At 40.1% G+C, this 24,849-nt stretch carries 31 protein-coding genes; 7 read left to right on the forward strand and 24 right to left on the reverse strand.

Features of this window, described 5'->3' with window-relative positions; genetic code table 11:
- Positions 1-66 precede the first annotated feature (66 nt).
- Together Q7A53_RS17365 and Q7A53_RS17370 are read right to left on the reverse strand one after the other, a co-directional pair.
- Positions 67-450, reverse strand: a complete 384-nt coding sequence (locus Q7A53_RS17365; RefSeq protein WP_411790458.1) for a DUF3397 domain-containing protein — start codon at positions 448-450, stop codon at positions 67-69.
- Positions 447-1,334: a 2-dehydropantoate 2-reductase gene (locus Q7A53_RS17370; protein ID WP_411790459.1), complete on the reverse strand. Its 888-nt coding sequence runs from the start codon at positions 1,332-1,334 to the stop codon at positions 447-449. Before Q7A53_RS17370 ends, Q7A53_RS17365 begins: the two co-directional genes overlap by 4 nt.
- Positions 1,335-1,495: 161 nt before the next feature.
- Between Q7A53_RS17370 and Q7A53_RS17375 the strand changes: the two genes are divergently transcribed.
- The gene (locus Q7A53_RS17375; protein WP_411790529.1) at positions 1,496-1,978 is read left to right on the forward strand and encodes an N-acetyltransferase; all 483 of its coding nucleotides are present in this window, start codon (positions 1,496-1,498) and stop codon (positions 1,976-1,978) included.
- A 49-nt stretch (positions 1,979-2,027) separates the two neighbouring features.
- Here Q7A53_RS17375 and Q7A53_RS17380 read toward each other — a convergent pair whose 3' ends face one another.
- The 4 genes from Q7A53_RS17380 to Q7A53_RS17395 form a co-directional block, all read right to left on the reverse strand.
- Positions 2,028-2,504, reverse strand: coding sequence for an RsfA family transcriptional regulator (locus tag Q7A53_RS17380; protein ID WP_411790460.1), 477 nt, complete (start codon positions 2,502-2,504; stop codon positions 2,028-2,030).
- Between the two features lie 61 nt (positions 2,505-2,565).
- Positions 2,566-3,333 (reverse strand): enoyl-CoA hydratase/isomerase family protein, encoded by a 768-nt coding sequence (locus Q7A53_RS17385; protein WP_411790461.1) that lies wholly within the window; start codon positions 3,331-3,333, stop codon positions 2,566-2,568.
- A gap of 134 nt (positions 3,334-3,467) precedes the next feature.
- Positions 3,468-3,641 (reverse strand): 50S ribosomal protein L32, encoded by a 174-nt coding sequence (gene rpmF, locus Q7A53_RS17390; RefSeq protein WP_411790462.1) that lies wholly within the window; start codon positions 3,639-3,641, stop codon positions 3,468-3,470.
- A gap of 35 nt (positions 3,642-3,676) precedes the next feature.
- Positions 3,677-4,210, reverse strand: coding sequence for a YceD family protein (locus tag Q7A53_RS17395; protein ID WP_411790463.1), 534 nt, complete (start codon positions 4,208-4,210; stop codon positions 3,677-3,679).
- A 219-nt stretch (positions 4,211-4,429) separates the two neighbouring features.
- Here Q7A53_RS17395 and Q7A53_RS17400 point away from each other — a divergent pair, with 219 nt between their 5' ends.
- Positions 4,430-5,647 carry a nucleotidyltransferase gene (locus tag Q7A53_RS17400; protein ID WP_411790464.1) on the forward strand — a complete coding sequence of 406 codons (1,218 nt, stop codon included), beginning with the start codon at positions 4,430-4,432 and terminating at the stop codon, positions 5,645-5,647.
- Positions 5,648-5,683: 36 nt separating this feature from the next.
- On the opposite strand, the gene Q7A53_RS17405 is transcribed toward Q7A53_RS17400, so the two are convergent.
- Together Q7A53_RS17405 and Q7A53_RS17410 are read right to left on the reverse strand one after the other, a co-directional pair.
- Positions 5,684-6,709 carry a SepM family pheromone-processing serine protease gene (locus tag Q7A53_RS17405; RefSeq protein ID WP_411790465.1) on the reverse strand — a complete coding sequence of 342 codons (1,026 nt, stop codon included), beginning with the start codon at positions 6,707-6,709 and terminating at the stop codon, positions 5,684-5,686.
- A gap of 3 nt (positions 6,710-6,712) precedes the next feature.
- Entirely contained in the window at positions 6,713-7,501 is a 789-nt protein-coding gene (locus tag Q7A53_RS17410) for a patatin-like phospholipase family protein (RefSeq protein ID WP_411790466.1), read from the reverse strand.
- A gap of 60 nt (positions 7,502-7,561) precedes the next feature.
- Between Q7A53_RS17410 and ylbJ the strand changes: the two genes are divergently transcribed.
- Positions 7,562-8,863: a sporulation integral membrane protein YlbJ gene (ylbJ, locus tag Q7A53_RS17415; protein WP_411790467.1), complete on the forward strand. Its 1,302-nt coding sequence runs from the start codon at positions 7,562-7,564 to the stop codon at positions 8,861-8,863.
- Positions 8,864-8,895: 32 nt separating this feature from the next.
- Here ylbJ and coaD read toward each other — a convergent pair whose 3' ends face one another.
- Together coaD and rsmD are read right to left on the reverse strand one after the other, a co-directional pair.
- Entirely contained in the window at positions 8,896-9,375 is a 480-nt protein-coding gene (gene coaD, locus Q7A53_RS17420) for a pantetheine-phosphate adenylyltransferase (protein WP_411790468.1), read from the reverse strand.
- A complete protein-coding gene (rsmD, locus tag Q7A53_RS17425; protein WP_411790469.1) occupies positions 9,372-9,935 on the reverse strand; it encodes a 16S rRNA (guanine(966)-N(2))-methyltransferase RsmD in 564 nt (187 codons plus the stop codon). The genes coaD and rsmD overlap by 4 nt, the downstream gene beginning before the upstream one ends.
- Before the next feature lie 710 nt (positions 9,936-10,645).
- On the opposite strand from rsmD, the gene Q7A53_RS17430 reads away from it, so the two are divergent.
- Entirely contained in the window at positions 10,646-11,035 is a 390-nt protein-coding gene (locus tag Q7A53_RS17430; RefSeq protein ID WP_411790470.1) for a DUF7147 family protein, read from the forward strand.
- 118 nt (positions 11,036-11,153) lie between these two features.
- Here Q7A53_RS17430 and Q7A53_RS17435 read toward each other — a convergent pair whose 3' ends face one another.
- Positions 11,154-11,429: a YlbG family protein gene (locus Q7A53_RS17435; RefSeq protein ID WP_411790471.1), complete on the reverse strand. Its 276-nt coding sequence runs from the start codon at positions 11,427-11,429 to the stop codon at positions 11,154-11,156.
- A 92-nt stretch (positions 11,430-11,521) separates the two neighbouring features.
- Between Q7A53_RS17435 and Q7A53_RS17440 the strand changes: the two genes are divergently transcribed.
- A complete protein-coding gene (locus Q7A53_RS17440; RefSeq protein ID WP_411790472.1) occupies positions 11,522-11,857 on the forward strand; it encodes a hypothetical protein in 336 nt (111 codons plus the stop codon).
- Here Q7A53_RS17440 and Q7A53_RS17445 read toward each other — a convergent pair whose 3' ends face one another.
- From Q7A53_RS17445 to Q7A53_RS17460, 4 genes are all read right to left on the reverse strand, one after another.
- A complete protein-coding gene (locus Q7A53_RS17445; protein WP_411790473.1) occupies positions 11,858-12,295 on the reverse strand; it encodes a YlbF/YmcA family competence regulator in 438 nt (145 codons plus the stop codon). It lies immediately after the preceding gene.
- A 268-nt stretch (positions 12,296-12,563) separates the two neighbouring features.
- The gene (ylbD, locus tag Q7A53_RS17450; RefSeq protein WP_411790474.1) at positions 12,564-12,929 is read right to left on the reverse strand and encodes a spore coat protein YlbD; all 366 of its coding nucleotides are present in this window, start codon (positions 12,927-12,929) and stop codon (positions 12,564-12,566) included.
- 59 nt (positions 12,930-12,988) lie between these two features.
- A complete protein-coding gene (locus Q7A53_RS17455; RefSeq protein WP_411790475.1) occupies positions 12,989-14,032 on the reverse strand; it encodes a CAP domain-containing protein in 1,044 nt (347 codons plus the stop codon).
- A 190-nt stretch (positions 14,033-14,222) separates the two neighbouring features.
- Entirely contained in the window at positions 14,223-14,651 is a 429-nt protein-coding gene (locus Q7A53_RS17460) for a CBS domain-containing protein (protein WP_411790476.1), read from the reverse strand.
- A gap of 200 nt (positions 14,652-14,851) precedes the next feature.
- Between Q7A53_RS17460 and Q7A53_RS17465 the strand changes: the two genes are divergently transcribed.
- Positions 14,852-15,337: a YugN family protein gene (locus Q7A53_RS17465; RefSeq protein WP_411790477.1), complete on the forward strand. Its 486-nt coding sequence runs from the start codon at positions 14,852-14,854 to the stop codon at positions 15,335-15,337.
- A gap of 202 nt (positions 15,338-15,539) precedes the next feature.
- On the forward strand, positions 15,540-16,598 hold the full coding sequence (ytvI, locus tag Q7A53_RS17470) for a sporulation integral membrane protein YtvI (protein WP_411790478.1): 1,059 nt from the start codon (positions 15,540-15,542) through the stop codon (positions 16,596-16,598).
- 162 nt (positions 16,599-16,760) lie between these two features.
- Here ytvI and Q7A53_RS17475 read toward each other — a convergent pair whose 3' ends face one another.
- The 9 genes from Q7A53_RS17475 to cyoE all read right to left on the reverse strand — a co-directional run bounded on the left by Q7A53_RS17475 (position 16,761) and on the right by cyoE (position 24,687).
- Positions 16,761-17,324 (reverse strand): nucleotidyltransferase family protein, encoded by a 564-nt coding sequence (locus Q7A53_RS17475; protein WP_411790479.1) that lies wholly within the window; start codon positions 17,322-17,324, stop codon positions 16,761-16,763.
- Positions 17,325-17,424: 100 nt separating this feature from the next.
- Entirely contained in the window at positions 17,425-17,967 is a 543-nt protein-coding gene (locus Q7A53_RS17480; protein WP_411790480.1) for a GNAT family N-acetyltransferase, read from the reverse strand.
- A gap of 135 nt (positions 17,968-18,102) precedes the next feature.
- The gene (locus Q7A53_RS17485; protein ID WP_411790481.1) at positions 18,103-18,558 is read right to left on the reverse strand and encodes a DUF420 domain-containing protein; all 456 of its coding nucleotides are present in this window, start codon (positions 18,556-18,558) and stop codon (positions 18,103-18,105) included.
- Between the two features lie 148 nt (positions 18,559-18,706).
- A complete protein-coding gene (gene ctaG, locus Q7A53_RS17490) occupies positions 18,707-19,606 on the reverse strand; it encodes a cytochrome c oxidase assembly factor CtaG (RefSeq protein WP_411790482.1) in 900 nt (299 codons plus the stop codon).
- A gap of 154 nt (positions 19,607-19,760) precedes the next feature.
- Entirely contained in the window at positions 19,761-20,087 is a 327-nt protein-coding gene (ctaF, locus tag Q7A53_RS17495) for a cytochrome c oxidase subunit IVB (RefSeq protein ID WP_411790483.1), read from the reverse strand.
- Positions 20,088-20,090: 3 nt separating this feature from the next.
- Positions 20,091-20,714, reverse strand: coding sequence for a cytochrome c oxidase subunit 3 (locus tag Q7A53_RS17500; protein WP_411790484.1), 624 nt, complete (start codon positions 20,712-20,714; stop codon positions 20,091-20,093).
- A complete protein-coding gene (gene ctaD, locus Q7A53_RS17505; protein WP_411790485.1) occupies positions 20,711-22,570 on the reverse strand; it encodes a cytochrome c oxidase subunit I in 1,860 nt (619 codons plus the stop codon). Before ctaD ends, Q7A53_RS17500 begins: the two co-directional genes overlap by 4 nt.
- Positions 22,571-22,601: 31 nt before the next feature.
- The gene (gene coxB, locus Q7A53_RS17510) at positions 22,602-23,669 is read right to left on the reverse strand and encodes a cytochrome c oxidase subunit II (protein ID WP_411790486.1); all 1,068 of its coding nucleotides are present in this window, start codon (positions 23,667-23,669) and stop codon (positions 22,602-22,604) included.
- A 79-nt stretch (positions 23,670-23,748) separates the two neighbouring features.
- The gene (gene cyoE / locus Q7A53_RS17515) at positions 23,749-24,687 is read right to left on the reverse strand and encodes a heme o synthase (RefSeq protein ID WP_411790530.1); all 939 of its coding nucleotides are present in this window, start codon (positions 24,685-24,687) and stop codon (positions 23,749-23,751) included.
- Between the last annotated feature and the right edge of the window lie 162 nt (positions 24,688-24,849).

Consider the following 24,849-nt stretch of genomic DNA (forward strand, 5'->3'; position numbering starts at 1 on the left):
ACACTTATAATGGTATGTACCATTATGTATTGTACAAAAAAGCTCCCTGAACTTCACCTAATCTGTTTATGAAAAGAATATTCGATTAATCAGGCCGAAAAGCGACAAACTTGAATAAACGGCAAAAAATAATAAAAAGCTGAGTCTCCAAAAGCTCTTTATGGCTTTAAACAACCGAATTTCATCGTGTACTTTATACTGAATAACCACGGATAAAGCAAGGAGTAATAATAGCATAATAATAATATACGCAAAAAAACTTCTTTCAAATAAAACAAATAACAAAACATGGACAGAAACGATAAAAATTGGTGCCGTCACGGTTACAGACTGATGAAAAGCTTTTTGTTTATGCCTGTACCATTTACGCGCAAAGAAGTAAAAGAGAAATAAAAAAGGAAACGGCAAAGTGATGACCAAGGCCAGTGAGCTGATTAAAAAGTCTGTCATACTTTTCCCTCTCTTTCATTCGCAAATTCTAAAGCATGAATCGCTTCAATGACAAAATGATGATAAGGAAGTTTATGCTGACTCTTTTTTGCCACATAGCCATTAATGGCATCAATTTCTGTGGTTCTTTTTTCCATGAGGTCTTTAACCATGGATGAGTAATTTCCACCAGTGTTCTCTGCAATTCGCAGGATTTCTTCCCATTCTGTTTCAGGAGAACGATCCAGTACACTTGCTGCCTCTTTACACAACTCGTATCCGAGCGTCCGAATGGAAGGATTGGATGTTAGCGCATGATTACGAACCCTGAATAAAGCTGTTAAAGGATTAATCACGGTATTTACCATTAATTTCTTCACCAGTAATTCATAATAATCCTGATAGGAGGATACTTTAAAATCCGGTTCTGATAACCATGAAGCTAACCGTTCAAGATGTGCCGCCTCCACATCTGAATAGGCGGCAATGGTAATTGTGCCTAAACCCGTATGTTTGACAGCCCGATCACTGAGTTTTAAAGCTCCATGCTCCACAGTCCCCACCAGCACTGGGTTGACCAAGAAACTTAGTTTATCAAGGTGACCCATTCCGTTTTGCAGAAAAATAACCGGCACGTGAGCAGGAAGCTGCTTGATTGAACTAAGAATCTCGTCAACCTGTTGCTGTTTAACTGTAACCAGGATTACATCATGTCTGAGAAAACCATCACTTAATAAATGAGCCTGAACCTCGACGGTCTCAGCACGATCACACGCTACCCCGTGAGTATTAAGTATATCCCTCTGCTCCTTCCTTCTCACATACAGATGAACGCTATTATTTCTGCCCAGGTGTGCCGCGATTAATAAACCAATCGCCCCCGCACCTATAATGCCTATATTCAAGATATCCCCCCTGAACCGTCTGTCTTCTTTAGTTTATTGTAGCAAATAATTACGATTATAGGGTAGGACAATTTTATCACGAAGAGAATTGTGCGTTTCATTATGTAAATAATTATATTATAATTGAGGGAGATACAGATAAGAAAGGGGAATCCGTCATGATGGCTACGATTAAAGTTCAGCCACTGCTGGTGAATTATAAAACACTTGAAGAATTTAAGCGTTTTAAAGAATATGGTAACCAGGAATTGGCCATGCTTGAGGATCTAGAAAGTAATATCGTTGAAAATGATAGTGAGTCACCATTCTTTGGAATATATTATGGCAGCGCTTTAGTGGCAAGGATGAGTCTTTACCGCGTTCAAGCGAAATATGACCATTATTTTGTTCCTCCGCAGGATTATTTAGAGCTTTGGAAATTAGAGGTGCTTCCCGATTACAGAAAGCAGGGATTCGGAAAAGCCTTAGTAGATTTCGCTAAAAGCTATAAGCTTCCAATTAAGACCAACCCTCGTATCAACTCTCATGCTTTTTGGGAGAGGATGGACTTTCAGAAAGCCCAGTATGATATGGAAAGGGATTTAGGTGAAAACCCATTAATTTGGATGCCTTCCGGCGTTGAGGAAAGAGAAGTAACTGAATAGTCCCCATAGATGAGGCCCCTACAAGAACGATGTAGCGGCCTTTTTATATTTATAATGGACTTTTATGGCGTTCTTTTACCCAGGTAACCAGTTTATCCATTTCCATCCAGGCAGCTTCAAATTGCTTAAGCTGACCTTTTAACCGTTTATTATCTTCACTTAATTGTCTAAGCTCATATTCAAGCTTTTGCTTGCCTTGGCTTTCGTATTGCTTCATCTTCATCTCTTTCAGAAAAGAGATCGCTGCATCTAATGACATTGGCGGATCATCTAAAGCACTAGCCGTTGCGAAGACTGCGCGCTTTTCTTTGCGATTCAGCTTGGCTTCTTGAATCTCATTCTGATAATCCTTTCTCACTGTAGCATTCCACCTGAATCCGCAAGCAGCTGGTGTCCGACGAAGACGTTCAGCTACTTCCTGAAATGCTTCGAGTTGAGTCTTCCCTTCACAAATATATTTGAGAACCGTTTCTGCCAAAAGAGTATCTTCCTCTTCCTTCCAGGCATCTTGTCTCGGGGCGTCCATACCATCCCTCCTCTATCGTTTGTTTATAGTTATGCACAACAGAAGGTTGATAGAATAGCATTTAAGACTTTTTTCTTGTTTTTAAGAAGTTTTGTACAGCTTGTTTATGTTCTTCAGATTCCCAGAGCGAAGCACATTGTTTCACTTCCTGTTCCATCTGTCTGTTCAATTCAGCTGCGTTTATTTCAGATAAGTACTGCTGTTTGAACCACCTTAATTGCGCGGGTGTTTTGTTGAGGAAATCCTTCAATATCTCTGTTCCCTTTATTTCTGATTTCGTAATTATTTTGTGCAGCCAGCCTGAATGAAGCGTATCCTCTGCCTTATGTAGATTAGCTTGCATCAGCCATAGGGCGGCATGAACAGGAAGAATCCGTTTATATAATAAGGCCCCTCCTCCCCAGCCAGGGCAAATCCCCAGGTTGGCCTGGACAAACCCATATTCCCCATCCGCTAAACCATACCTGAAATCACAGGCTGTCGCTATTTCGCAGCCGCCTCCCCGGGCAATTCCATTCAATATAGCAATGGTAGGTACAGGGAAAAGAGCAAGTTTCAGCAAGACCTCTTTCATAGGGTGCAGAGTTTGATAGGCATCGTCAGCACTAAGGTCTCCGTGAAGTTCATTCAAATCTCCACCTGAACAAAATGCTCTTTCCCCTGCTCCTGTAACAATAAGAAACTTTAATTCTTCAAATTTTAAAGCCTCCTCGAGAGCGTTATGTAAATCTTCTGTCATTTGCGGTGTGATCGAATTCAATTTATTTGGACGATTTAGCATGATGGACGCATAACCTTCCTCATGCCAATGTAATATGACCTCTTTCATACCCAACCTCCCCCTTGAATGTACACTTATTAAATAGTAAACCCTTTATTCTGCCTACCCAGTACAAGCTTTCTTATTATATAATTTTCCAGACAACAAAAAAAGAGCCTGAAACATCAGGCTCTTTCCTATTACTACTGTTCAACTACTTGCTTTCCATTATACTGTCCACAAGATTTGCAAACATGGTGTGGTTTTGAGTACTCTCCACAGTTTTCACATAGGACCATTCCAGGTACATGCAATTTCTTGTGAGTACGACGTTGGTTCTTCACTTTTTTAGAAGTTTTACGCTTAGGTACTGCCATGTTGTACACCTCCTTTTATTACAACTTGAAAACCATCACTGATTTTCTGATTTGTTGTCTTCATCATCCAATAATGATTGCAGCTTAGCCATTCGAGGATCGATTTTATTTCCTTGCTCTTCCTCGGAAACTACCTGCCAGCCCTTCCCTTCTTGGGGGGCTTGATCATGAGCCTTATCGTTCTCTGAAAACACACGGGTCGGAACCTCTAATAGTACATTTTCCTTGATATAAGGCGTTAAGTCAAGCATTTCTCCACGAACGGGATGAACTTCCGAGTCATCTTCCCCTTCAACATAGGGAGATAAACTAAACACTTCTAACGCGTCAATGTGAAAAGGGTATTTCACATCAACCAGTGTTCTAGCACAAGGTAAAATCATTTCACCATCAATTGAAAAGTTTACCGTGACTTCTTCCCCGTGAAGGTTCGCTTGACCCTTCACATGAACAGGATCTATCCTGCGAATGTCATTGTTCATATCCTCTAGTTCTTGAATATCTACATCATCTTCAAATATAAAGGGCTGATCGCCGCTTTGATTGAGTTTTTGTAGAGGAAATTTCATTGTTATCACCTCATGGCAACAAGAGTTATTGTAAAAGGATTTTACCCATTTGTCAACATTTTTTCTTTACACCCTTGTAAAATATCTTTCTTGTTTATTTTACCAAAAATATCAAAATTTATTGGCTTCAAGCGAATTTTCCGCCTCTTCATGATAAAATAAACAAAACGCACGTTCAATAGATATGAACAAAAATATAGCTGTGAGGTGAGATCTTCGATGAAGGCTTGTGGAGTAATTGTAGAATACAACCCGTTTCACAATGGACACCGTTATCACTTGGAACAGTCCAGACAAGTATCAGAAGCTGATTGTATGATTGCAGTAATGAGCGGGAATTTCCTGCAGCGAGGCGAACCTGCTATCATCGATAAATGGCACAGAGCGGAAGCAGCCTTGCACTCAGGTGCTGATTTAGTCCTGGAACTTCCCTGTATCTATGCCGTGGAGCATAGTGACTACTTCAGTAAAGGTGCAGTAAATATTCTCGCTGAAACTGGCGTTGATTCAATTTGTTTCGGTAGTGAACATGGTTCGATCGATGATTTTATCGAAGCGAACGAAATTTATAACGCCAAAGCACCAGCCTATCATGATACCGTTCGTCAATACCTAAACAGAGGCTATTCGTTTCCTGAGGCATCAAGGTTAGGTTACAAGAGTATCGGCCTGACTGAAGGGAAAATGGATCTCTCGATGCCCAATAACATATTAGGCTACAGTTATGTAAAACAAATTCTCAATCTTTCCCGATTAGTTCAGCCGCTTACGATACAGAGGACAAGCAATCAGTTTCATGAGGAAACCATCAGAGGCAGTATTGCCAGTGCTACAAGCATTCGTAAAGAACTCCTTCTACAATCTTCGCTGACGGATGACATATCCTCCGCGATTCCATCTATTACTCAAGATAAACTTATTCAATATAAAGAGAAAATGAAGATGTGGCACAGCTGGGAAGATTATTTTCAGCTGCTGCAATATAAAATTCTCACCCTAAAGGAAGCAGATTTACGGGCAATTCACGGAGTCGATGAAGGACTTGAATACCGAATCAAACGTACGATCCGACGGTCGGTGAGCTTCCTTGATTTTATGGAACGTTTAAAAACTAAAAGATATACGTGGACTAGATTACAGCGGACACTCGCTCATATCCTTATTGGAACGACAAAAGAAGAAGCCCGTGTAATGCTGGATGAACCTATTCCACCTTATGTAAGATTACTCGGAATGAACCATACAGGTCAGGCTTATTTAAATCAGATAAAGAAACAAATGCGTATTCCTCTGGTCACTCAGCCTCAGCACTTGGATCACCCGATGCTTGATCTCGAGGAAAAAGCATCGATCGCCTATTATAGTATTTTAAATGCTGAAAGAAGAGTGGAAGCGCTGCAGGGAGAATATCATGCTCCTCTTGTGGTCCAGGACTAATAAAGCCCATCAGCTAAAACGCTGATGGGCTTTTACTTAGGATGCAGCTTTTAATTTCTTTAAATAATTCAAAGCGTCTTCAAATGTGTCTACAGGCACTACTTTCATATCCGTTCCAATATCTTTAGCAGTTTTCTTCGCCACTTGATAATTAGAATCCTTCGCTCCTTCTTCATTTGGAGCAAAGAATATTTTACACCCGGCTTTATCCGCTGCCACTACTTTTTTGTCAATACCGCCAATTCTGCCTACCTTTCCATCATAACTGATTTCACCCGTACCGCAGATTTGATAGCCTTTCGTTAAATCTGCTTTCGTTAATTGGTCATACATTTCCAAGGAAAACATCAGCCCTGCGCTAGGTCCGCCGATTTCTCCACTCTTGACCTTAACTTCCGGGTCTACATCCACTGAACGATCAGTAACGAGGGAAATCCCCACGCCAACCCGATCAGGATCACTAGGAAATGGAGCGAGCTTTACATCTTTCGTTAATATATCGTCTTTACGTTTTATCGTAAGAGAGACTTCATCACCTTCTTTTAAACCATCCACATAATCTATAAGATCACTTGATTCTTTAATCTTTTTACCATCAATTTTGGTGATTTGATCCCCCGTCTTTAGCTTCTTTTCAGCCGGCATCCCTTTAAGAGTTTGAACGACAAATACCCCGTCATAATTAATGTCTACTTTTTTATCCGCTGCTTTATAAGCGACGACCTTTGCTGCCTCTTGCGAAGACTCCATCATTTGCAGCTGAGCTTGAAAGTATTCATCCTCAGAGATGCCTTTCGGGCGAATTTGATCTAACGGGTAAATTTCATGGTAGGGACGAATTTTTGCGATAATCCATTGTATGGGAGTTGCCCGGCCACCTCTCACTGTGACTAAATGCATATCTCCTTTACTTTTATACCCGTCCGCTACTTCAACTATTGGATTGAGGGCATCTGCACTTCCAGGTTTATAAACGTAATAAGGGAGACGATACGCCCCTAAAAAGGCCACGATCAGGATTGCAATAATCCCGGTAATAACTATTCCTCTATTCCCTTTCATAACTTAAGACTCCTTCCAATCTGCCATCCTTTGCTGTATTTGTTTAATTTGTGACGCTGCGGCTGTTTCTCCTGCCGTGACAATTTCCTGTATGTTGGTAAAAGACCGCGAACTATATTTAGAAACATCCGGTCTGATCATAACATCCGCGTCAGAGGAAACACCCATAGCTGTTACTAATTCATCCTGCATAATATCAATGCTTTGAATGATGACATCATAAATGGAAGTGATATTAGGGTCCGCTTCGAAATGGGCACAATCTACAGCGATTACGATATCTGCCCCCATACTCTTCACTACAGAAACAGGGACACGATCCATTACCCCTCCATCAATATACAAACGATCGTTAATCCTTTCAGGCACGAAAATTCCTGGAATCCCAATACTGGCACGGACCGCTTCACTAGCAGGTCCATCAGTGAAAATCTTTTTCTCTCCAGCATAAAGATCTGTCGCTATGATTGACATAGGCAAATTAAATTGATCAATCGTTTTACCAAATGTAAATAAACGGATATATTCCTTTATTCTGCGCCCCTGAATAAACCCCATTTTGGGAACAGTAAAATCAAGATAATACTTCCGCTTAAAGGTGAAGGCTAATTTGTATAAATTATCAATAGTCTGTCCAGCAGCAAAAAAAGAACCGACTAAAGCTCCCATGCTGCTCCCGGCAATCAAGTCCACAGGAATCCCGTGATCGTGAAGAACTTTCAAGACACCTAAATGAGAAAATCCGCGAGCTCCCCCGGAACCAAGGGCTAATCCAATCTTAGGACGGTCCACCTATCATCTCTCCTTGACGTCTCATCTTTGCACTTATTTTATGGCATAAATCAACCACATATGAGCGTACATATTGAAATAGAGATACGCACAATCGGTGAGTGGTCCAAATATATTTTCATTCTACTATGGATGATTTTAGAAGTACAGAAAACTGTAAATGGAAAGAAGGGGCTTATCATTGCCAGATTAAAAACCTTATTTCTCACAACATTATCACTGGGACTGACATTTGCACTTATTTTCTTTCCAAAAGAAGCGTTAACAGCCAGTTTAAGAGGCTTAAATCTCTGGTGGGAGATTGTATTTCCTGCTTTACTCCCCTTTTTCATTACAGCTGAGCTGCTGATTGGATTTGGAGTGGTACATGGACTGGGTGCGTTGTGTGAAAGAGTAATGCGGCCATTATTTAATGTCCCCGGAGCAGGGGGGTTTGTATGGGTAATGGGCATGGCCAGCGGTTATCCCTCTGGAGCAAAATGGACAGTTGATTTAAGGAAGAGCGGACAAGTTACCCGGATTGAAGCCGAAAGACTAGTGGCATTCACCAATGCTTCCAGTCCACTCTTTTTATTTGGGGCGGTTGCCGTAGGTTTTTTTCACAATTCTTCACTTGGTCTGCTGCTTGCCCTTTCTCACTACGGAGGGAATTTTATTATCGGGGTACTTATGAGGTTTTATAAACGAAAAGAAGACAAAGTAAGCGAAGAGGCTCCTCCAGCTTCGTTGCGGAGGGTCTTTGAAACGATGCATTCTTCCCGGTTAAAAGATGGACGAACCATAGGTAGGCTAATGGGGGACTCCGTAATAAAATCCGTGGATACTTTACTAATGGTAGGCGGATTTATCATGCTCTTTTCCGTAATTACTGAACTAATAAAGCAGACGGGAGCCATTCATCTATTTACGTACTGGCTCCAGTTCACTGCTTTACCAGCAAGCTTCCACATTCCACTTATAGCAGGACTGCTTGAAATGACAACTGGAATTGGTGCCGTAACCTCCACAAATAACAGCTTGCTCGCTCAGCTTATTCTCGTCAGCTTTATTCTTGGATTTCATGGATTATCGATCCAGGCGCAAATCGCCAGTATCCTGGCTGATTCTGATATTCGCTTCAAACCTTATGCGTTTGCCCGCCTCGCTCATGGTGCAATTGCCGCAATGCTTATGGTTATTCTCTACCATTTTTACGGTCCATCTCATGCATTACAAACCACCACACTTCCCAGTACGACACCTCCACAGCCCTTTACTTTTCCGATCTTTCAGGAGTTTCAAGTTTACGGTCCTTTGTTAACGATCATAACGATCGGGCTGATGACTTTACTCAAATGGAAGAGAAGAACGATTGAAAATTAACAGCCGCTGCAGATACCCCTGCAGCGGCTGAATTACTGATATTTTTCCTTTAAGGCTTCTTCTACTGAAGGAGGGACTAAATCTGAAATATTCGCCCGATACTTCGCTACCTCTTTAACTATACTCGAACTTAAGAAAGAATATTGATTATTGGTCATCATAAAAAACGTTTCAATCTTTTCATTTAACTTGCGATTCATAGAAGTAATCTGCATTTCATATTCAAAGTCGCTGACAGCTCTCAAGCCTCGAATAATCGCTTGAGCATTCTTCTCTTCCGCATAATCCATTAATAAACCACTGCAAGAATCTACGGATACATTCTCCATATCTGCAGTCACTTCTTTAATGAGTCGCACTCTTTCATTTACATCAAATAAAGGCGCCTTGCTCTGATTATTAAAAACGGCCACGATAAGGTGGTCAAAAACTTTCGCCCCACGTTGAATAATATCCAAATGACCATATGTAACTGGATCAAAACTTCCTGGGCAAATTGCTAAACGTGTCATGTTAACGCTCCTTCACTATAAATCGATACTCCAATGTTGCTTCCATATCTTTCTGATTTCACCAATTGCAGACGCCCTGCTGCATCAAGAATTTCCTCACTCGCATCATGTTCACACACAATGACACCACCTTCAGCTAACAGCTGGCTATCTAACAGTTTTTCCATTAATTCTTTATAGGAAAACTTTTTATAAGGTGGATCGAGGAAAATCAAATCAAACGATAACCCACGTTTGCTTGCTGCTTTTATAGCACGCCAGGCATCTGTTTTAAAAACCTCGCACCGCTCTTTTAAATCCAGAATCTCTAAATTTTCATAGATGGTCTGAATAGCTTTTTGCTGTTGATCGACAAATACACAGGTATCTATACCACGGCTTAACGCTTCCAAGCCTAATCCACCGCTTCCGGCAAAAAGATCAAGAGCTGATCCGCCTTCAAAGAAGGGGCCGATCATGTGAAAAACTGATTCTTTCACTTTATCTGTGGTGGGTCGTGTTTTATGGGTAGGGACAGATTTTAACTGCCTTCCTTTATGTTCTCCTGCAATGACTCTCATGACTTATACACCTCTTTTGACAGCGTTCTCCATAATCCTACCATAAAATTGCGGGAGCAGGAAATTCCCCCTCTTAAACGTAAGTTTTGTCATTTAATAGGAATTTTGGTTACTCAATGATTAGGTTTAGATCTAATGTAATTTCTTATTCCCATATCTGGAAGACTCAGTTTTGAGACATCTAGAAGATATAAACGATTTCCGAAACGGTTAACAGTGAGTCGAGGTCGGGGAAATAAATTGCCCAGCTGCATCGCCCGCCCGCGGAAAGCGAGTCGTTCCCCGCAGCCCCTGCAATCTCAACAAATGTCTCGAAATGAAGTCTTACACAATCCTGCACTTAACTTCAAGACTTAATTTCGAATTAGCATTTTGTAATTCAAAACAATATCCACTTTTAAAATCAAGAAAAAAGGAAAATTCTTTACTTGAATTGAATAAACCGTTCATTACGCGGTCATACTAGCTTGTGAAGCAGATTACTGCTTCTGAAAACGGAGAAGACTTAAATCCCCATAAGTTCTTCCTCCGGTTTCTCCTCTCCCTTTACTTTTTTGTCTCATAACTGATTCAAAAAAGCAGGGCTGTTCATATGGACAGCCCTATTTTTTTATGTAAAAATGTCCCTGAGTGAAAATCGAATGCACCTTCCCCAGCCATACCAATCCATGCTAAAGTAAATGGAGGTAAGATAGAAAGGAAGATCCAAAATGATGCAGAAATTTATTGAACTCGGAGAAGGATACTCCGATTTATATGAGTTAATTGAATTAGGTAATCGAATGCCAGGAAGGATCCAGCATGCTATTGCCTTTTATTGCGAAAAAAACGGGAAGTCAGCCGCTTCTTTTGCCCTCGTCATGCATCCAGCATTAGAAGATAAATTCCAGCCGATTTATATTTGCAGAGAAGGTATTCCGAACCCGCACGAAACACCAAATCAGAGATATCAATTATTCAAAGAAATGACAGAGCGAGCAGATAAGAAAATCGCAGAATTCACGATAAAACCATCCAACCTATTTCCAGAAATAGATTTGTTTTATCAGCATTTAATTGGCATTCTAAGAACAAATAAATTCCTTCCGCCGCTATCCTAATTTCTAATTGTATTAATATAATAAGCTGACACTGACACTGGATACTTATTTGTTAATGAAATGAACCCATCCACTATCCATTAAAAAAGCGTTCGTGAAGGTCACGAACGCCAATTGTTTAAATCCCCATTTTGTAATCATACTGTTTTGCTTTATCAGGTTTAGCATTTTCATACTCTGTCCGCACCTCAGGTTTAAGCGAAGGAATAACTCGGGAAACAAATGGTAAACGCTCCAGCTTTTCCATTTTTTCTTCAAGTTCTTCTTGATCTACATAAACAAGAGCATATTTCAGCTTCTTCGAGGCGTGAATTAAGTGTCCATGCTTTTTAATTTGTCTAATATTCTTCATGTGTTGAAAATAGACAACCATACCTTGCCGTTTCGTTCTCATGGCTACTCCCTACTTTATAAAGTATTTGTAGTTATTTTATCAAATCCAACCCTTTAGGGCAATCCTGCATGGATGATGAAAGGTGTGAGAGGATGACAATATTAACAGATCACGAACGAGCATTTCAAATATTCCAGAAACAGCTCATTGAGTCAGACTACTTGAAAGAAGTTCGTTTTAAAACTTATGCAGGTCTTCCATTTTTGTACGTCCTGCCCAACCCAGAGAATCCGAGGGAGGTCATAGAAAACGAAATTAAACGTGCCGCTGCAAAGGGAATGAAAGGGAAAAGCCTGACTCTTACGATGAGTTTTGTGCGTAAGAATCAGGCAGAATATGTTTACAGGATACGTTTTTTAGTGCCGCAAAGAAAGATGTTCTGCTGTGGAAATCTATGTGACGACTGCATTCGATTTACGAATCCTTAGTTATGATGCGCAGCCGCATCCGCCGCCGCTTCCACATCCGCAGCCTGAGTCTGTTAATGCCATGCCATTCCTTGGAACTTTAATTTGGTCACTCACACTGAAGGCTACACTCTGGCTAATTTCATCCAGCAGCTTCTGTACTTCTCGTTCAGCCTTCTTATACTGGGCGACCTTTTCATGCATGTCCATCTCCCGTTTCACACTGCGGACGCGTTTCATAATGTTGTTATAATCGGGATGGTAGCGTCCAAATCTTTGTACATCCTCGTAATGTTCTTTTATATCTTGAAATTTCTTTATTAAAATTTGGGCATCCTGGTCTTCTTCAAGTTCGAGTTTCGACTGTTGATAATGAACCATTGTCTCTGATTCCATCACCATTTGACCTATTAATTCTGAACGGTCAAGCAAATCGACAATTTCTATTGTAGCTAGCATAATTGCTGTCCACCTCCACCTTTATCATATCAAATACTAAGACAGAATGAAATCAGGATTTCCTTTTACTGGGGTTTCTTTTTTTGGATAGGGGAGATTTACTGCCATTTCTCTTGCTTGAACGGGTACATTAACATAAGACAGCCCCGCCATATCATGCGGGGCCGCAGAAGATTTCCTAAACCTCTATTTAGCTTCACTTCTTCTAAGCGGAGTATTGTATGATCGAGGATTCAACTACAAAGATACTACTGCAGCTAGTCAAGCATTAATAATAGGGGTACTCAATTTGTCTGCGCTTTACATTGCTTTCCTGTTTAACGTTGGTGATTAATTGCTGAATCTGCCCGATTGCTCCATTCAGCTCCTCAATATGTTTGGAGACTTCCTCCCAATTCACATCCTGCATAAGTTCTCCCAGCTGTTTCATCCAGTCCTTCTTGTTATTCTGGCCGCCTTTTCTCACTTTAGGCAGGGAATCCCAAAATGGGTCATCTTCTCCAAGAATCATCCATTTTTCATAATAACTCTGGATGTAGCTGTGATTTTTCCGTAATTGCTCCTTAACCCTTGGATTATCGTCTACAAATTCTTTAAACTTTTTCACACTAGGGTGTAATGCATCAGTATTCATGTTGGTCACACCTCACTATTAGAACTACTCTATAGCCTATGCAGAAGAAGTGCCCACGTTCATGGAAGTGTGACATAATCCTGTGTATAATAGCGGTGATACACACCCACTCCGATGTGGGTATATTTCTTCTCAAGCATCGTCTTTCTATGACCAGAGCTGTTCAGCCAGCCGTGGATAGCTGCTGCTGCATCGACATACTGGGAAGCAATATTCTCCCCCGCCATCACGTAATTGACCTGACCGTTTTGCAACCTTTCTTTCAGACCGTTTCCATCAGGTGAGACATGAGAAAAGTACTGACGAGTCTCCATGTCCTGACTATGGAGAAAAGCCACCTGGGATGCCTTAGGAAGCAATGTCAGGTTACCTGCATTATGCTCTCTTCTTATAAAGTTTGTCATCGAAAAGACCTGTCGTTCCATACCATCTTCTATTTGATCCCATTCTTCATTGGAAAGATTCTCGGATTGTGGCAGCTGGCCTCTGTAAACAATTTTATAAGGCTGAAGCTTTAAAAGAATATCATTGCGCAAAACCCTGACCGCTATTAACTGATTAGTGAAAGTATCAAAATATAATTGCGCTGTCCAATGATCGTTCAGTGAAATAAGCGGGCGAGCTTTTACATCATTTGCGTTTAGCTCCAGTTTATAATCTCCTTCACTCGAGAGGCTGAATTCCTTTTTAAATGAAAATTGTTTTTGGAGTTTGGCATAAGGATCTCCAATATTAAATGGAGGATCTTTATCTTGAGTACTGAAAGTTATACCGGTTACCACGGTACCATCTTTAATACCAAATTGATTATACTCATTTTCACCTTGATTGAAGGTCCACCACTCATAGCCGTAGCCGCTTTTTTCAATTCGGACTGGTTCCCCAAACTCTCCGATTAGTTCCTCTGAAGAAGCCCCCATCCATTGAAAAAATGAACCGCTCGCTACTTTCGAAGATGACTCTCTCTGAGGGGTCGTCTGATCTGAATAGGTGACTGCATTGGTATCGTTATCAGTCTCGTCGGGCTCATTATTTTCCGGTAGAGCCATGAGTATTGCTCCCCCAATAAGAAAAACAAATACCACTAGGAAAAACTTCTTCATTTCGTAAAACTCCTCGTATTATCACTCTAATACCAATTATAGTTCAGATAAACTTCTCTATGAATAAAATAACATAAAACCATAAATTTCGAAGGGTTGGACTAAAATTACTAAATGATGAATTTTTCAGAAGTAATCCATTCATAAGATAAGCGGCCTGCTATAATCAGCAAGCCGCACATCGAATTACTTAATGAAGTTCAGGTCGTTCGGAAATATCCTGCAAAGCTACGCCTGCAGCATGATCAGATTTGGCATCGATAGACAAATCGCCTAAAGAAATAATCCCTGTCAATTTACCATTCTCCACAACAGGAAGCCTGCGGATTTGGTGCTGTGCCATTTGCTTACTTGCTTCTTCCAGCGTTGCATCTTTCGCAACGTGGTACAAATGATCACTCATTACCTGCTGAATCGGCGTAGTCTCTGCTTTCTTATCTGCATAGCCGCGCAATACTAAGTCCCGGTCAGTTACCATACCCATTAAGTTTCCTTCGGTATCACAAACTGGAACGGCTCCGATATTTTTTTGCTTCATGATACGCGCTGCATCATAAAGGGTGTCATCCGTATGACAGACAGAAACATCACTTGTCATGATATCTTTTACAGTCTTCATATAGCTCCTCCTTAAGTAATCGAATTTCAATATATAGTGTCCCCGTATTATTAAATTTATTACATGCAAGCAGAACTCTTTTATAGTATAATTAAGTGACTAATGAGTACCGTATGAAATAGGGCAGTGATGCAATTGCAAGTTCGCTTTTTTCATATTAATATTAAGTTAGATACATACCAACTTTGTGAGGTGGAAAAATGAGACTTAAAAATACGGGAATTGAAGGATTAGTTATCGACTTAAAACCGTTAACCCAATTCATGGAAAGCAATGGATTTATTTTAGGCGGCTCTTGGGATTACGAGCGAGTGACCTACGATTACAAATTGAATGCGCCAGAGAAGAACATTACTTATTACATCCGTATTCAAGGCTATGCTATTGAAGGTGATGTGGATTCAGGACATGCTTCCATTCAATTAATGGAGCCGTTACTTGGACGCCACTATTATCCACACGGAGTAGAATATGGTGAAGAAGAAGGATTTTCCGACAGCCTCATAGAAAAAGCAAAAAATAAAGTCAGCAAAGTTCAAGAGCTTGCTCTTCAATACGTGACAGAAGTTCCAGATCATGTAGTACTTGAAAAGCTAATGGCTTGGGCTAAAGAACAAGGAAATGAAGAAGTCCTAAACAAAGTACAGGAAATAGGAAAAGATTCTCACTGGAGACGTGATAAATAACAGACGTAAAAAGAAATCTTTTTCATTAAACATTATCCTTATGATCTGACAGGCAGACCCTTAGTCGCACATCATGCTGTATGATGAGCGGCTTTTTTTAACTATACTTCGACAAACATCGACCTTCTTTTCTGTTCAAGATTCCAGGAATTTGCTATATTTTGAATGAAAAGTTATTTTGGAAAGGAGACCTTTACATAAATTGTTCCGTTATTTGACTAAACGACAATGGATTTTATTAACGTTAGCTCTTATCTTTATCGTGGCTGCTTACTTTATCCTTCCAGTCTCTGTGCCTTTGATAGTGGCTTTTGTAACGGCTCTTTTTCTGAACCCAGCTGTACGCTGGATGCAGTTTCGATTCCGTATTAATAGAAAAATGTCTGTCACTATAGTGTTCTTATTATTCTTGATCTTATTAAGTTTATTAGGCACTTATGCTATAACCAGGATCGTTACTCAACTGGTTCAATTAGCAGATAATGCCCCGCTATATGTAAATCAGATTAATGGCGTTGTGATTGACTGGCAGCATAATATGAACAGTTTCGCGCAAAATATGCCGAGAGAATTTGTGGACAAGGTAACTAATGAAATGAGCGGTGCTGTAGACAAAACGACAGCGGCCATTTCAGAAAAGCTCCAATTAGCAAATATTGCAGCTGTGGCCACTAAGATTCCTCAGTATTTAGTGAGCTTTCTCGTTTATTTAATTGCCTTATTTCTATTTATGCTGGAACTTCCCAGACTCCGCAATAAAATGCATCAGAACTTCACAGAAGCTACCTCAGAAAAAGTGAAGTTTATGAACGCTCGCCTTGGTTACGTAGTGTTTGGGTTCTTAAAAGCCCAGTTTCTAGTCAGTATTCTTATCTTTTTTGTATCGTTAATCGGCTTGCTTTGGATTGAACCCGAAGTAGCGATCATTATGTCCCTCGTCATTTGGATTATTGACTTTATTCCGATTATAGGTTCTATCGTAATTTTAGGGCCATGGTCTGTTTATATGTTAATTACTGGTGACCTTGCTACAGGGGTAAAGCTTGGCATCTTAGCCATTGTCTTGTTGGCAATCCGACGCACGGTTGAGCCTAAAGTAATGGGCAGGCACATTGGACTGTCACCTCTGGCCACTTTAATTGCCATGTACTTAGGACTTCAGCTTGTAGGTTTAGTCGGCTTTATCCTTGGACCTCTTGTCGTAATCGCATTCAACTCTGCAAAAGAGGCAGGGATTATTAAATGGAATTTTAAAATTTAACAGGTAAAGAGGATTTTAATAAATTAAATGCCCGAACCATTAAATTAACTTGGTTCGGGCATTTTTTATATCGCAGCTACCGTTCTATCCTAACTTAAAGTGTTCACCTTATACTTTTTGTTGCGGCGATTACGAAACTACCGACAAAATAGAATTTCTCCATTACGGCATATAAATAGTAAGATTATGCCAATGGTCCTGCCAATTTTTCTTTTTCACTCTGTTCGTATAGATATGTATTCTGTGGGTGTGCTTAAAATACGGCGTAGGTCTAACTTCCATATGTATTGCATCTTCCAACCCGTGTGGGGCAGCGAGGACTAGATTATCTTTCTTATCAAGTGAAAGTCCGAGAGAAGTGGCAGTTTCAGGGAATTTCGAAATAGCATCATAAGAAGATTGATAAGGTGTAAACCCATTCTTAAGATGCATCCTTGCCTGATTTTTAACTGACCAAGGTACGTCAGGATGAAGGGATTTCAGGTGTTCTTCTATTCGAACATCTTCCGATTCCTTATCCATTGACTTATGGAAATAAATGACATCTACATCAGGCAGTTTAGATTTTTCCTTGAACCCATGCTGGTAGTCCCAAATCTTTGAGCGGACAAATCCCGCGCACACCCACCAGTCAGGGAGATGTAAGGATTTCACTGTTTTTAATAGATGCATCATATCTTCGTCTATATTCACTAATTGTAGAAATTCCTCTTTCGTACGAATCATAAAAATAACCACCTCCCTCTATTTCATCCCCATTTTTTCTCATTTTCATTTTTAAAAAACTAATCAGCAGTCCAATGGTTTTAAAATGAAAATCACTTTCTTAATTTTCTTTTCTAGTTCGTTTTTTTCGATTCTCATGTGCACTTTTTTCTTTTTTGAAAACGAGAATCTCCCGATGTCTTCCCGTATGGTAAAACCCATTATTAATCAGAACTTTTTGAGAGGCAATGTTATCCTTATCGCACTGTGCCTCCACACCAGTAACTTCAGGGTGTGAAAACGCCCATGTGCACATTTTCTCTACAGCCTCTGATGCGTAGCCTTGATTACGCTCGGAAGCTACTACATGGTATCCAATTTCAACTATCCCCTCATCATCCGGGGTACCGTTGAATCCAATATCCCCTATCACGTGTTCTCTTCCATTATCCATCATCACCCAAGGACCAAACCCAAGCTGCAGGTTATTCTTTTCCAAATTTTCCACATAAAGGGGTAAAAGCGCTTTCAAACCATAGTGAGGCCAATTTTTATTCCAGGGCAGATGGTATTTATAGTAAAATGCCAAAGGATTTTTCATAAGCATTTGAGCTAATTCAACGTTAATAGGTATAAAATGAATGCGGTCTGATTTCGTGTTCATCAGCCGTACACCTCCTCCAGGTTAACTTAAATGCGTTGTCGACAATTATATACCTTTTATAATATTAGTATAAACAATTCTCTCAAAAAAAAGCAGCAGAAAGGAATATCCATCCGCTGCTTTCAAATCTTCAATTCAAGTGCCTAAAATGGCTTTAATCATGCTAGTGGTTTTTCCACCATCATAGAACACATATAAAAGTAAGTATACAGCGATTCCAGTGACCGCAGTGAAAAACCAGATTATACTTGTAACCGGACCCACTTTTCTATGCTTGGAAATCTTTCTCTTCAACGCTAAGCGGAGCGTTATAATTCCGAATATCCCTCCGACTGTAGCAAGGAAAATATGAAAAATCAAGAAGATGGTGTAATAAACTTTAATGTCATCCGGTCCTCCAAAGCTTGTATTTCCTACAAAGATCGTCCTGCTTAAATAAATAATAAAGAAAAGTAAAGCGCTAATTGCTGCACAAATCATCACTCTCTTATGGGCAGTTGGCTTATTGTTTATAATTAAACTCCATCCGATGGCTATAAGGACAGCACTTAAAACAATAAAACTAGTGCTGATGGTTGGTAACAATGGCATATTCCCACCTCATTTCAAAAAATCATTCTCTTTTTGTAATTTCTAATTTGCAGTCGTCTGCATGTAAAGTCTGCTTTCCGCCCAGTTGAGCTTAAAGCACCGAAATAAAAAGAGAAGTCTTAATACTAAAAGACTTCCCTTCTGCCAATTACGATTCACTAGGAATGTGACTTGGCAGAGGATCAATCGTATCTTTCTCTTTATTGAACCAGCTGAAGAAAATATAAGCGATTACAAACCCAAAAATAATCTCCTGTGAAATCTTCATAATTACTCCGCCTAATTGCTGATCTTCAATTAGCGGCATGTTTGTAAAAAATCCGGGACCACTAAGTGAGCTTGGGAGGTTACTCAACACTCCTGCCGGTACACAAAGGCTCATTGCCTGTATCCATGCACCTGAAGAGGCGTATGTTTCATATAAAGGATTGTGAGCAAATATAATTAATCCGCAAGCTGGTGTAATTAATACACCATTAGCAAATATAAAACCAATCTTTAACAGCGGACTTAAAGTATCCATCTCTTCCAGAGGCGTAAACACGGCCCACCACATACAAAAGGCAGTGAATAAAATGATCGTCCCAATCACCGCATGAGCAACAACATTGGATTTTGTAAAATCGAAGACTACTGGCATGTGGTACAGAGAAAACAAACCATTGAACAGCAACAATGAAATTAAAGGCTTAGTAAGTATTATCAACACTGTCCGAATCCCTTTGGTATGAAACACTTTTTCCCAGATCCATCCTGGTATTCCTTTAATCACGAGAATAGGGAATAACAGGTAGTATAAAGCCATTTGGGTCATATGGGCGGTAAACATTATATGACCAACCAAATCGATAGGAGAACCTTTGATAATGTACAGCAAAAGCATACCTAGATAGAACATCAGCTGTTGAAAGAATGAAGGCTTTTCTTCTCCAGTTTTTCGGCCAGGACCGGTGATATAAAAATACAAAGCAGAAAGTAACAAGATAAACAAGAAATAGTAAGGACTCCATAGTGCACGAAATCCAAACATATGAAGCTCTAACCACATAGTTGTCACCTCTATTTTATTGGATGCTCTCTTATCATTCTAACTAATTCAAAGAAAAAAGACGAGCCCACTCTAGTAAAAAAACAATTGTTCATAATTTAGCCATATCTCTTGACGTAAAAAAAGGCCGGAATAGTTTCCGGCCTTCCTTGCATCACCACCAGATAATGGAAGTGAAAGTGATGATCGTCAATGTTCCTACGGCAATCCCACCGTAAATCATTAACATAGGCATATCATGACCTTTGTTTTTCAAATGCATGAAATAGTATAACTGGAACACCACTTGCACCACAGCGAGTAACAGTAGAGTCGGAATAATGAAGTAAGAATTAACATCAAAGATCACCATTCCAAAAGCAACCAGGGTAAACAAAATCATTAAAGCAAAACTAATCACTTGCTGAATCATTTCCTCTTTATGCTTCTGTTTTTCAAACTGCATACGCTGACTTGGCGTCGATTTGGTATTTTGTGCCATGGATTAACCCGCCTTTCCCATTAAATAAACAACGGTAAAGATAAAGACCCATACAACATCAATGAAGTGCCAATACAAACTGGCAATGTAAAACTTAGGTGCATTGTACAGGTTAAGTCCCCGTTTTGCGTTGCGGAGGATTAAAGCAAGCATCCATGATAAACCGAAGAGCACGTGTCCTCCGTGAAAGCCGACTAATGTATAGAAGGCAGAACCAAAAGCTGAAGAACGAAATGTAAATTCGTATTCATGAATGTAGTGAGTGAACTCAAAGATTTCACAGCCCAGAAAACCAAATCCAAGAACTATGGTTATAACAAACCATGTCATCATTTTACCGAAGTCATTATTTTTCATATGGTAAATAGCATAAACACTTGTTAATGAACTCGTAAGGAGAAGCATAGTCATGATGAATACTAAATCAAGACCAAAAAGGTTCTCAGCAGTATTCTCCCCAACTGTAGAGTCATTTAATGCAAGATAAGTACCAAATAGACTGGCAAATAGAACGGTTTCACCGCCAAGAAAGAACCAAAAGCCTACGAACTTATTTTTCCCTTCAAGGGTGGCTTTTTCCGGTTCGCGCGGCATTTCCTTAGGATTTAAAACATCTTCATGACTCATTCACTGCCAGCCTCCTTCTTTAACTCTTCTTTAGGGATGTGATGACCTAGATCATCCTTGAGAGATCGAGTCAGCATCGAACCGAGTGTAATTGCCATTCCGACAAAAATAAGCGTCAAATAGCTTTTACTTTCCGTTTGGTAAATAAAACCAAACCCGGCAATGAATATCCCCATTGATGTCGTAAACGGAAGAATGGATGCGTTAGGCATATGAATGTCCCCAAGGGGTTCTGCAGGTGTCATTCCCTTCTTACCTTCCGTTTTTTCAATCCATAAAGGATCCAGTCCCCGAACAAGCGGAGTCTGCGCAAAATTGTAGTGAGGAGGCGGTGACGGAATTGACCATTCCAGCGTTCTTCCATCCCATGGATCTCCTCCCACTTTCTCTCCTTTTACGGAAGTGTAAATGACGTTTATTACGAATATTAAGGTTCCAATAAACATGAAGAAGGCTCCGATAGAACTAATCAAGTTCCCGGTATCGAGTCCTAATCCTTCATGATACGTCCAGTAACGGCGCGGCATACCCATTAGTCCTAGGAAATGCTGAATAAAGAATGTTAAATGAAAACCAACAAAGAACGGCCAGAAGGCTAATTTACCAAGTTTTTCATTAAGTACTTTACCGAACATTTTCGGCCACCAATAATGAATCGCTGCAAAGGCTCCAAATACTACACCACCTACAATAACGTAGTGGAAGTGCCCGACTACAAAGTACGTATCGTGATATTGGTAATCGGCAGCAGCAGCGGCTAGCATTACTCCGGTCATCCCACCAATGGTAAAGGATGGAATAAAGGCAACAGACCAAAGCATAGCTGACGTCATTTTGATATTTCCGCCCCACATGGTAAACAGCCAGTTAAATATTTTAATACCTGTAGGTACAGCGATTGCCATTGTGGCTACAGCAAAGATCGAGTTTGCAACAGGTCCCATCCCCACAGTGAACATGTGGTGAGCCCATACCATGAAGCCTAAAAAGCCAATTAAAACGGTTGCAAAAACCATCGCAGAATAACCAAACAAGCGTTTTCTTGAGAAGGTAGAATAAATATCACTAAATGCACCAAACAGAGGCAGGATTAATATATAAACCTCAGGGTGTCCAAAAATCCAAAATAAATGTTCCCAAATGATCACATTCCCACCCTGGGCTACATCAAAGAATGCAGAACCGAACATACGGTCAAACATCATAAGAAATAGTCCAACTGTTAACGCAGGAAAAGCAAACAAAATAAGTGTACTTGTTACAAAGCTTGCCCAGGTAAACAATGGCATTCTCATGTAACTCATTCCTGGCGCTCTCATATTGACAATAGTAACCAGAAAGTTAATTCCGCCAATCAATGTACCGGCACCGGCAATCTGAAGACCCATTGTATAGTAGTCCACTCCATGTCCAGGAGACGTAGTAGACAGCGGTGCGTAATTGGTCCAGCCGGCATCAGGTGCTCCACCAGTGAACCAGGAAATATTAAGTAAAACTCCTCCGAAAAAGAAAAGCCAGAAACCTAAGGAGTTCAGATAGGGAAACGCAACGTCACGCGCCCCAATTTGCAATGGTACAGCTGCATTCATTAAAGCAAATATAATCGGCATGGCAGCCAGAAATATCATAGTTGTACCGTGCATTGTTAACATTTCATTATACAATCCAGCAGCGATAAAATTGTTATCAGGCTTGATTAGCTGAATACGAATGATCATAGCTTCTAATCCACCAATAAGGAAAAAGAAACCGCCAGCGGCCAAATAAAGATGTGCAATCTTTTTATGATCCACTGTTGTTAAGTAATCCCACATCGCGGCACCGAGACCACGCTTTTGTGCTACTGCAGTACTCACGCTTTAACCTCCCTTTTCAAAAACCTCTTTTTTATTTGTTGTCGCTTCCTCCAGCAGATTCAGGAGTAATTTCAGTATCTTTCATTTGCAGTAAATAATCTGCAATTTTACCTGCTTCCTCTTTAGAAACCAAGTTCATAGGCATCTTATTACCTGGTTTAATTTCATTGTTGTTAGTAATCCAATCGACGAGATTTTCTTTCGTCGGCTCTAAGATCCCAGCAATCTTAGTACGGTTTCCGTAGTTGGTTAAGTTAGGTCCTACTCCTGCAGCTGCATTCCCAATAGCATGACAGCTCATACAGTTCTTATTGAATAACTCCTGCCCTTCCTGAGCAGACGTAGACTCAGGTTTTGCTTTTGGATCTACGTTTTTCATATCTTCTTTCCATTGCTTAAACTCTTCAGGGCTAACAGCAATAACTCGGAAATCCATTAAAGAGTGAGAAGGACCGCACAACTCAGCACAATGGCCGGTGTAAACTCCTTCATCATAAGCTTCTAAGTACATCGTGTTCATGTTTTCTCCAGGATTGGTATCCATCTTGCCTGCGATTGAAGGCAGCCAGAAGGAGTGAATAACATCGCTGGATTTCATATTTAAGTATACTCGCTCACCCGTGGGAATATATAAATCCTCACTTGTAGCAATTTCCTGGTCGGCATAATTGAAGTGCCACCAGTATTGATTTCCTGTCACTTCAACTGTCAGTGTCCCTTTATCATCTTGTTTAGAACGATCAGCCAGATCAAACGTAGCTTGTACGGTAGGTACAGCTAAAACAAGCAGCAATAGTATAGGAATAACAGTCCAAATAACTTCAAGAGCTTTATTGCCTTCAGTCTGCTTCGGAATCATGTCCTCTTGACCTTTTCTTTGACGGTACCGGACAAGCACAAAAGCATAAATGACCATTACGATAATAAATACAAATAACATGATCGCAATACTGATCATCATAAGATTAAACAATAACTCCGCACTATATCCCTTAGGTTTTAGCGCACTTACATTATCAACACCACTACAGCCAGATAAAAACAGGGCTAGTGCACTAAACAGGAACAGAGAACGAAATTTTCCCATCCAACCTCTCATGTTTGATACCTCTCTTTCTCTTTGTATAAAACCTTTTTATATATTTGAAACTGGCCCATAGGATTACGGGCCAGTTACATTAAAAGGGAAACGGCAAGGTAACAAGCACCATCGCTAAGAATATGATGGTCATATAGTTCAGAGAATAAACAAACATCCATGTTGCCCACTTATAATCATTTTTCATAAAGAAACCTGCAAGCCCTAATATTAACCAGCCAAAGGATAATAAGAAGGCGACGATCAGAAACACTTTGCCCAAACTAGCTAAATAAATCGGTAATGGTAGTAAACAAGCTACATACACAACGATTTGCCGTTTCGTCATTTTAAATCCATGTACTACAGGAAGCATAGGAATACCTGCTTCTTTATATTCATCTCTTTTTTTCATCGCTAATGCGAGAAAATGAGGAGTCTGCCAAATAAACATGATCAGAAAGAGTATAAAAGCTTCTGATCTCAAACTTGGTTCAACAGCTGCCCATCCAATTAACGGAGGGACTGCACCGGAAAAACTACCGATAACAGTATTGATCGTATATTTTCGTTTTGACCACATCGTGTAAAGTACAACATACACAAACCATCCAAACACTCCAAATGCGGCAGCCTGCCATGTAGTAAACAGCAAGAGTACAGCCCCTAAAGCTGATAAAGCAATACCTGAGTACTTGATGACCGGCAAGGGTATAGTTCCTGTAACTGTCGGTCTCTTCCTTGTACGAGTCATGATCGGATCAATATCACGATCATACCAATTATTTATTATACATCCTCCAGCAATGACGGTCGCGGTTCCGGCCATTGTCAGCAAAAAGGTCGCCCAATAATCGAAGAAAGACGAGCCTGTAAAATAAAGCGCCAGCCAAAAACCCGCAAACGCTGTAATTAAATTAGAGTTTATGATTCCTACTTTAATTAGACTTTTAATATCTGCTAACAATGAAGATTCACGGACATCCGGCTTACTGATCAACTGGGAAGAAGCGGTTTCGACTGTTCTTGGATTGTCCATCATAATTCCTTCCTCCTTCTAACTCCCTGACACAATTTGTAAAATATTTTTTGCAGAAATTTTACAAAAGTCTCTTGGAAGCATTTCCTTATTCACTGTAATGGTGTGACAGTTCACAGGAAACATCAAAATAATTGTATCATGTAATCTTTTTTCTATCTA

The sequence above is a fragment of the Halobacillus rhizosphaerae genome (genome assembly GCF_046719735.1).
Classification (GTDB): domain Bacteria; phylum Bacillota; class Bacilli; order Bacillales; family Halobacillaceae; genus Halobacillus_B; species Halobacillus_B rhizosphaerae.

Excerpts from the sequence above, each read along its gene's own strand:
- Q7A53_RS17365 (WP_411790458.1), bottom strand. The coding sequence starts at position 450 with ATGACAGACTTTTTAATCAGCTCACTGGCCTTGGTCATCACTTTGCCG.
- Q7A53_RS17375 (WP_411790529.1), top strand. The coding sequence starts at position 1,496 with ATGGCTACGATTAAAGTTCAGCCACTGCTGGTGAATTATAAAACACTT.
- Q7A53_RS17380 (WP_411790460.1), bottom strand. The coding sequence starts at position 2,504 with ATGGACGCCCCGAGACAAGATGCCTGGAAGGAAGAGGAAGATACTCTT.
- Q7A53_RS17385 (WP_411790461.1), bottom strand. The coding sequence starts at position 3,333 with ATGAAAGAGGTCATATTACATTGGCATGAGGAAGGTTATGCGTCCATC.
- rpmF (WP_411790462.1), bottom strand. The coding sequence starts at position 3,641 with ATGGCAGTACCTAAGCGTAAAACTTCTAAAAAAGTGAAGAACCAACGT.
- Q7A53_RS17395 (WP_411790463.1), bottom strand. The coding sequence starts at position 4,210 with ATGAAATTTCCTCTACAAAAACTCAATCAAAGCGGCGATCAGCCCTTT.
- Q7A53_RS17400 (WP_411790464.1), top strand. The coding sequence starts at position 4,430 with ATGAAGGCTTGTGGAGTAATTGTAGAATACAACCCGTTTCACAATGGA.
- Q7A53_RS17405 (WP_411790465.1), bottom strand. The coding sequence starts at position 6,709 with ATGAAAGGGAATAGAGGAATAGTTATTACCGGGATTATTGCAATCCTG.
- ylbJ (WP_411790467.1), top strand. The coding sequence starts at position 7,562 with ATGAGCGTACATATTGAAATAGAGATACGCACAATCGGTGAGTGGTCC.
- coaD (WP_411790468.1), bottom strand. The coding sequence starts at position 9,375 with ATGACACGTTTAGCAATTTGCCCAGGAAGTTTTGATCCAGTTACATAT.
- rsmD (WP_411790469.1), bottom strand. The coding sequence starts at position 9,935 with ATGAGAGTCATTGCAGGAGAACATAAAGGAAGGCAGTTAAAATCTGTC.
- Q7A53_RS17430 (WP_411790470.1), top strand. The coding sequence starts at position 10,646 with ATGATGCAGAAATTTATTGAACTCGGAGAAGGATACTCCGATTTATAT.
- Q7A53_RS17435 (WP_411790471.1), bottom strand. The coding sequence starts at position 11,429 with ATGAGAACGAAACGGCAAGGTATGGTTGTCTATTTTCAACACATGAAG.
- Q7A53_RS17440 (WP_411790472.1), top strand. The coding sequence starts at position 11,522 with ATGACAATATTAACAGATCACGAACGAGCATTTCAAATATTCCAGAAA.
- Q7A53_RS17445 (WP_411790473.1), bottom strand. The coding sequence starts at position 12,295 with ATGCTAGCTACAATAGAAATTGTCGATTTGCTTGACCGTTCAGAATTA.
- ylbD (WP_411790474.1), bottom strand. The coding sequence starts at position 12,929 with ATGAATACTGATGCATTACACCCTAGTGTGAAAAAGTTTAAAGAATTT.
- Q7A53_RS17455 (WP_411790475.1), bottom strand. The coding sequence starts at position 14,032 with ATGAAGAAGTTTTTCCTAGTGGTATTTGTTTTTCTTATTGGGGGAGCA.
- Q7A53_RS17460 (WP_411790476.1), bottom strand. The coding sequence starts at position 14,651 with ATGAAGACTGTAAAAGATATCATGACAAGTGATGTTTCTGTCTGTCAT.
- Q7A53_RS17465 (WP_411790477.1), top strand. The coding sequence starts at position 14,852 with ATGAGACTTAAAAATACGGGAATTGAAGGATTAGTTATCGACTTAAAA.
- Q7A53_RS17475 (WP_411790479.1), bottom strand. The coding sequence starts at position 17,324 with ATGATTCGTACGAAAGAGGAATTTCTACAATTAGTGAATATAGACGAA.
- Q7A53_RS17480 (WP_411790480.1), bottom strand. The coding sequence starts at position 17,967 with ATGAACACGAAATCAGACCGCATTCATTTTATACCTATTAACGTTGAA.
- Q7A53_RS17485 (WP_411790481.1), bottom strand. The coding sequence starts at position 18,558 with ATGCCATTGTTACCAACCATCAGCACTAGTTTTATTGTTTTAAGTGCT.
- ctaG (WP_411790482.1), bottom strand. The coding sequence starts at position 19,606 with ATGTGGTTAGAGCTTCATATGTTTGGATTTCGTGCACTATGGAGTCCT.
- ctaF (WP_411790483.1), bottom strand. The coding sequence starts at position 20,087 with ATGGCACAAAATACCAAATCGACGCCAAGTCAGCGTATGCAGTTTGAA.
- Q7A53_RS17500 (WP_411790484.1), bottom strand. The coding sequence starts at position 20,714 with ATGAGTCATGAAGATGTTTTAAATCCTAAGGAAATGCCGCGCGAACCG.
- coxB (WP_411790486.1), bottom strand. The coding sequence starts at position 23,669 with ATGAGAGGTTGGATGGGAAAATTTCGTTCTCTGTTCCTGTTTAGTGCA.
- cyoE (WP_411790530.1), bottom strand. The coding sequence starts at position 24,687 with ATGGACAATCCAAGAACAGTCGAAACCGCTTCTTCCCAGTTGATCAGT.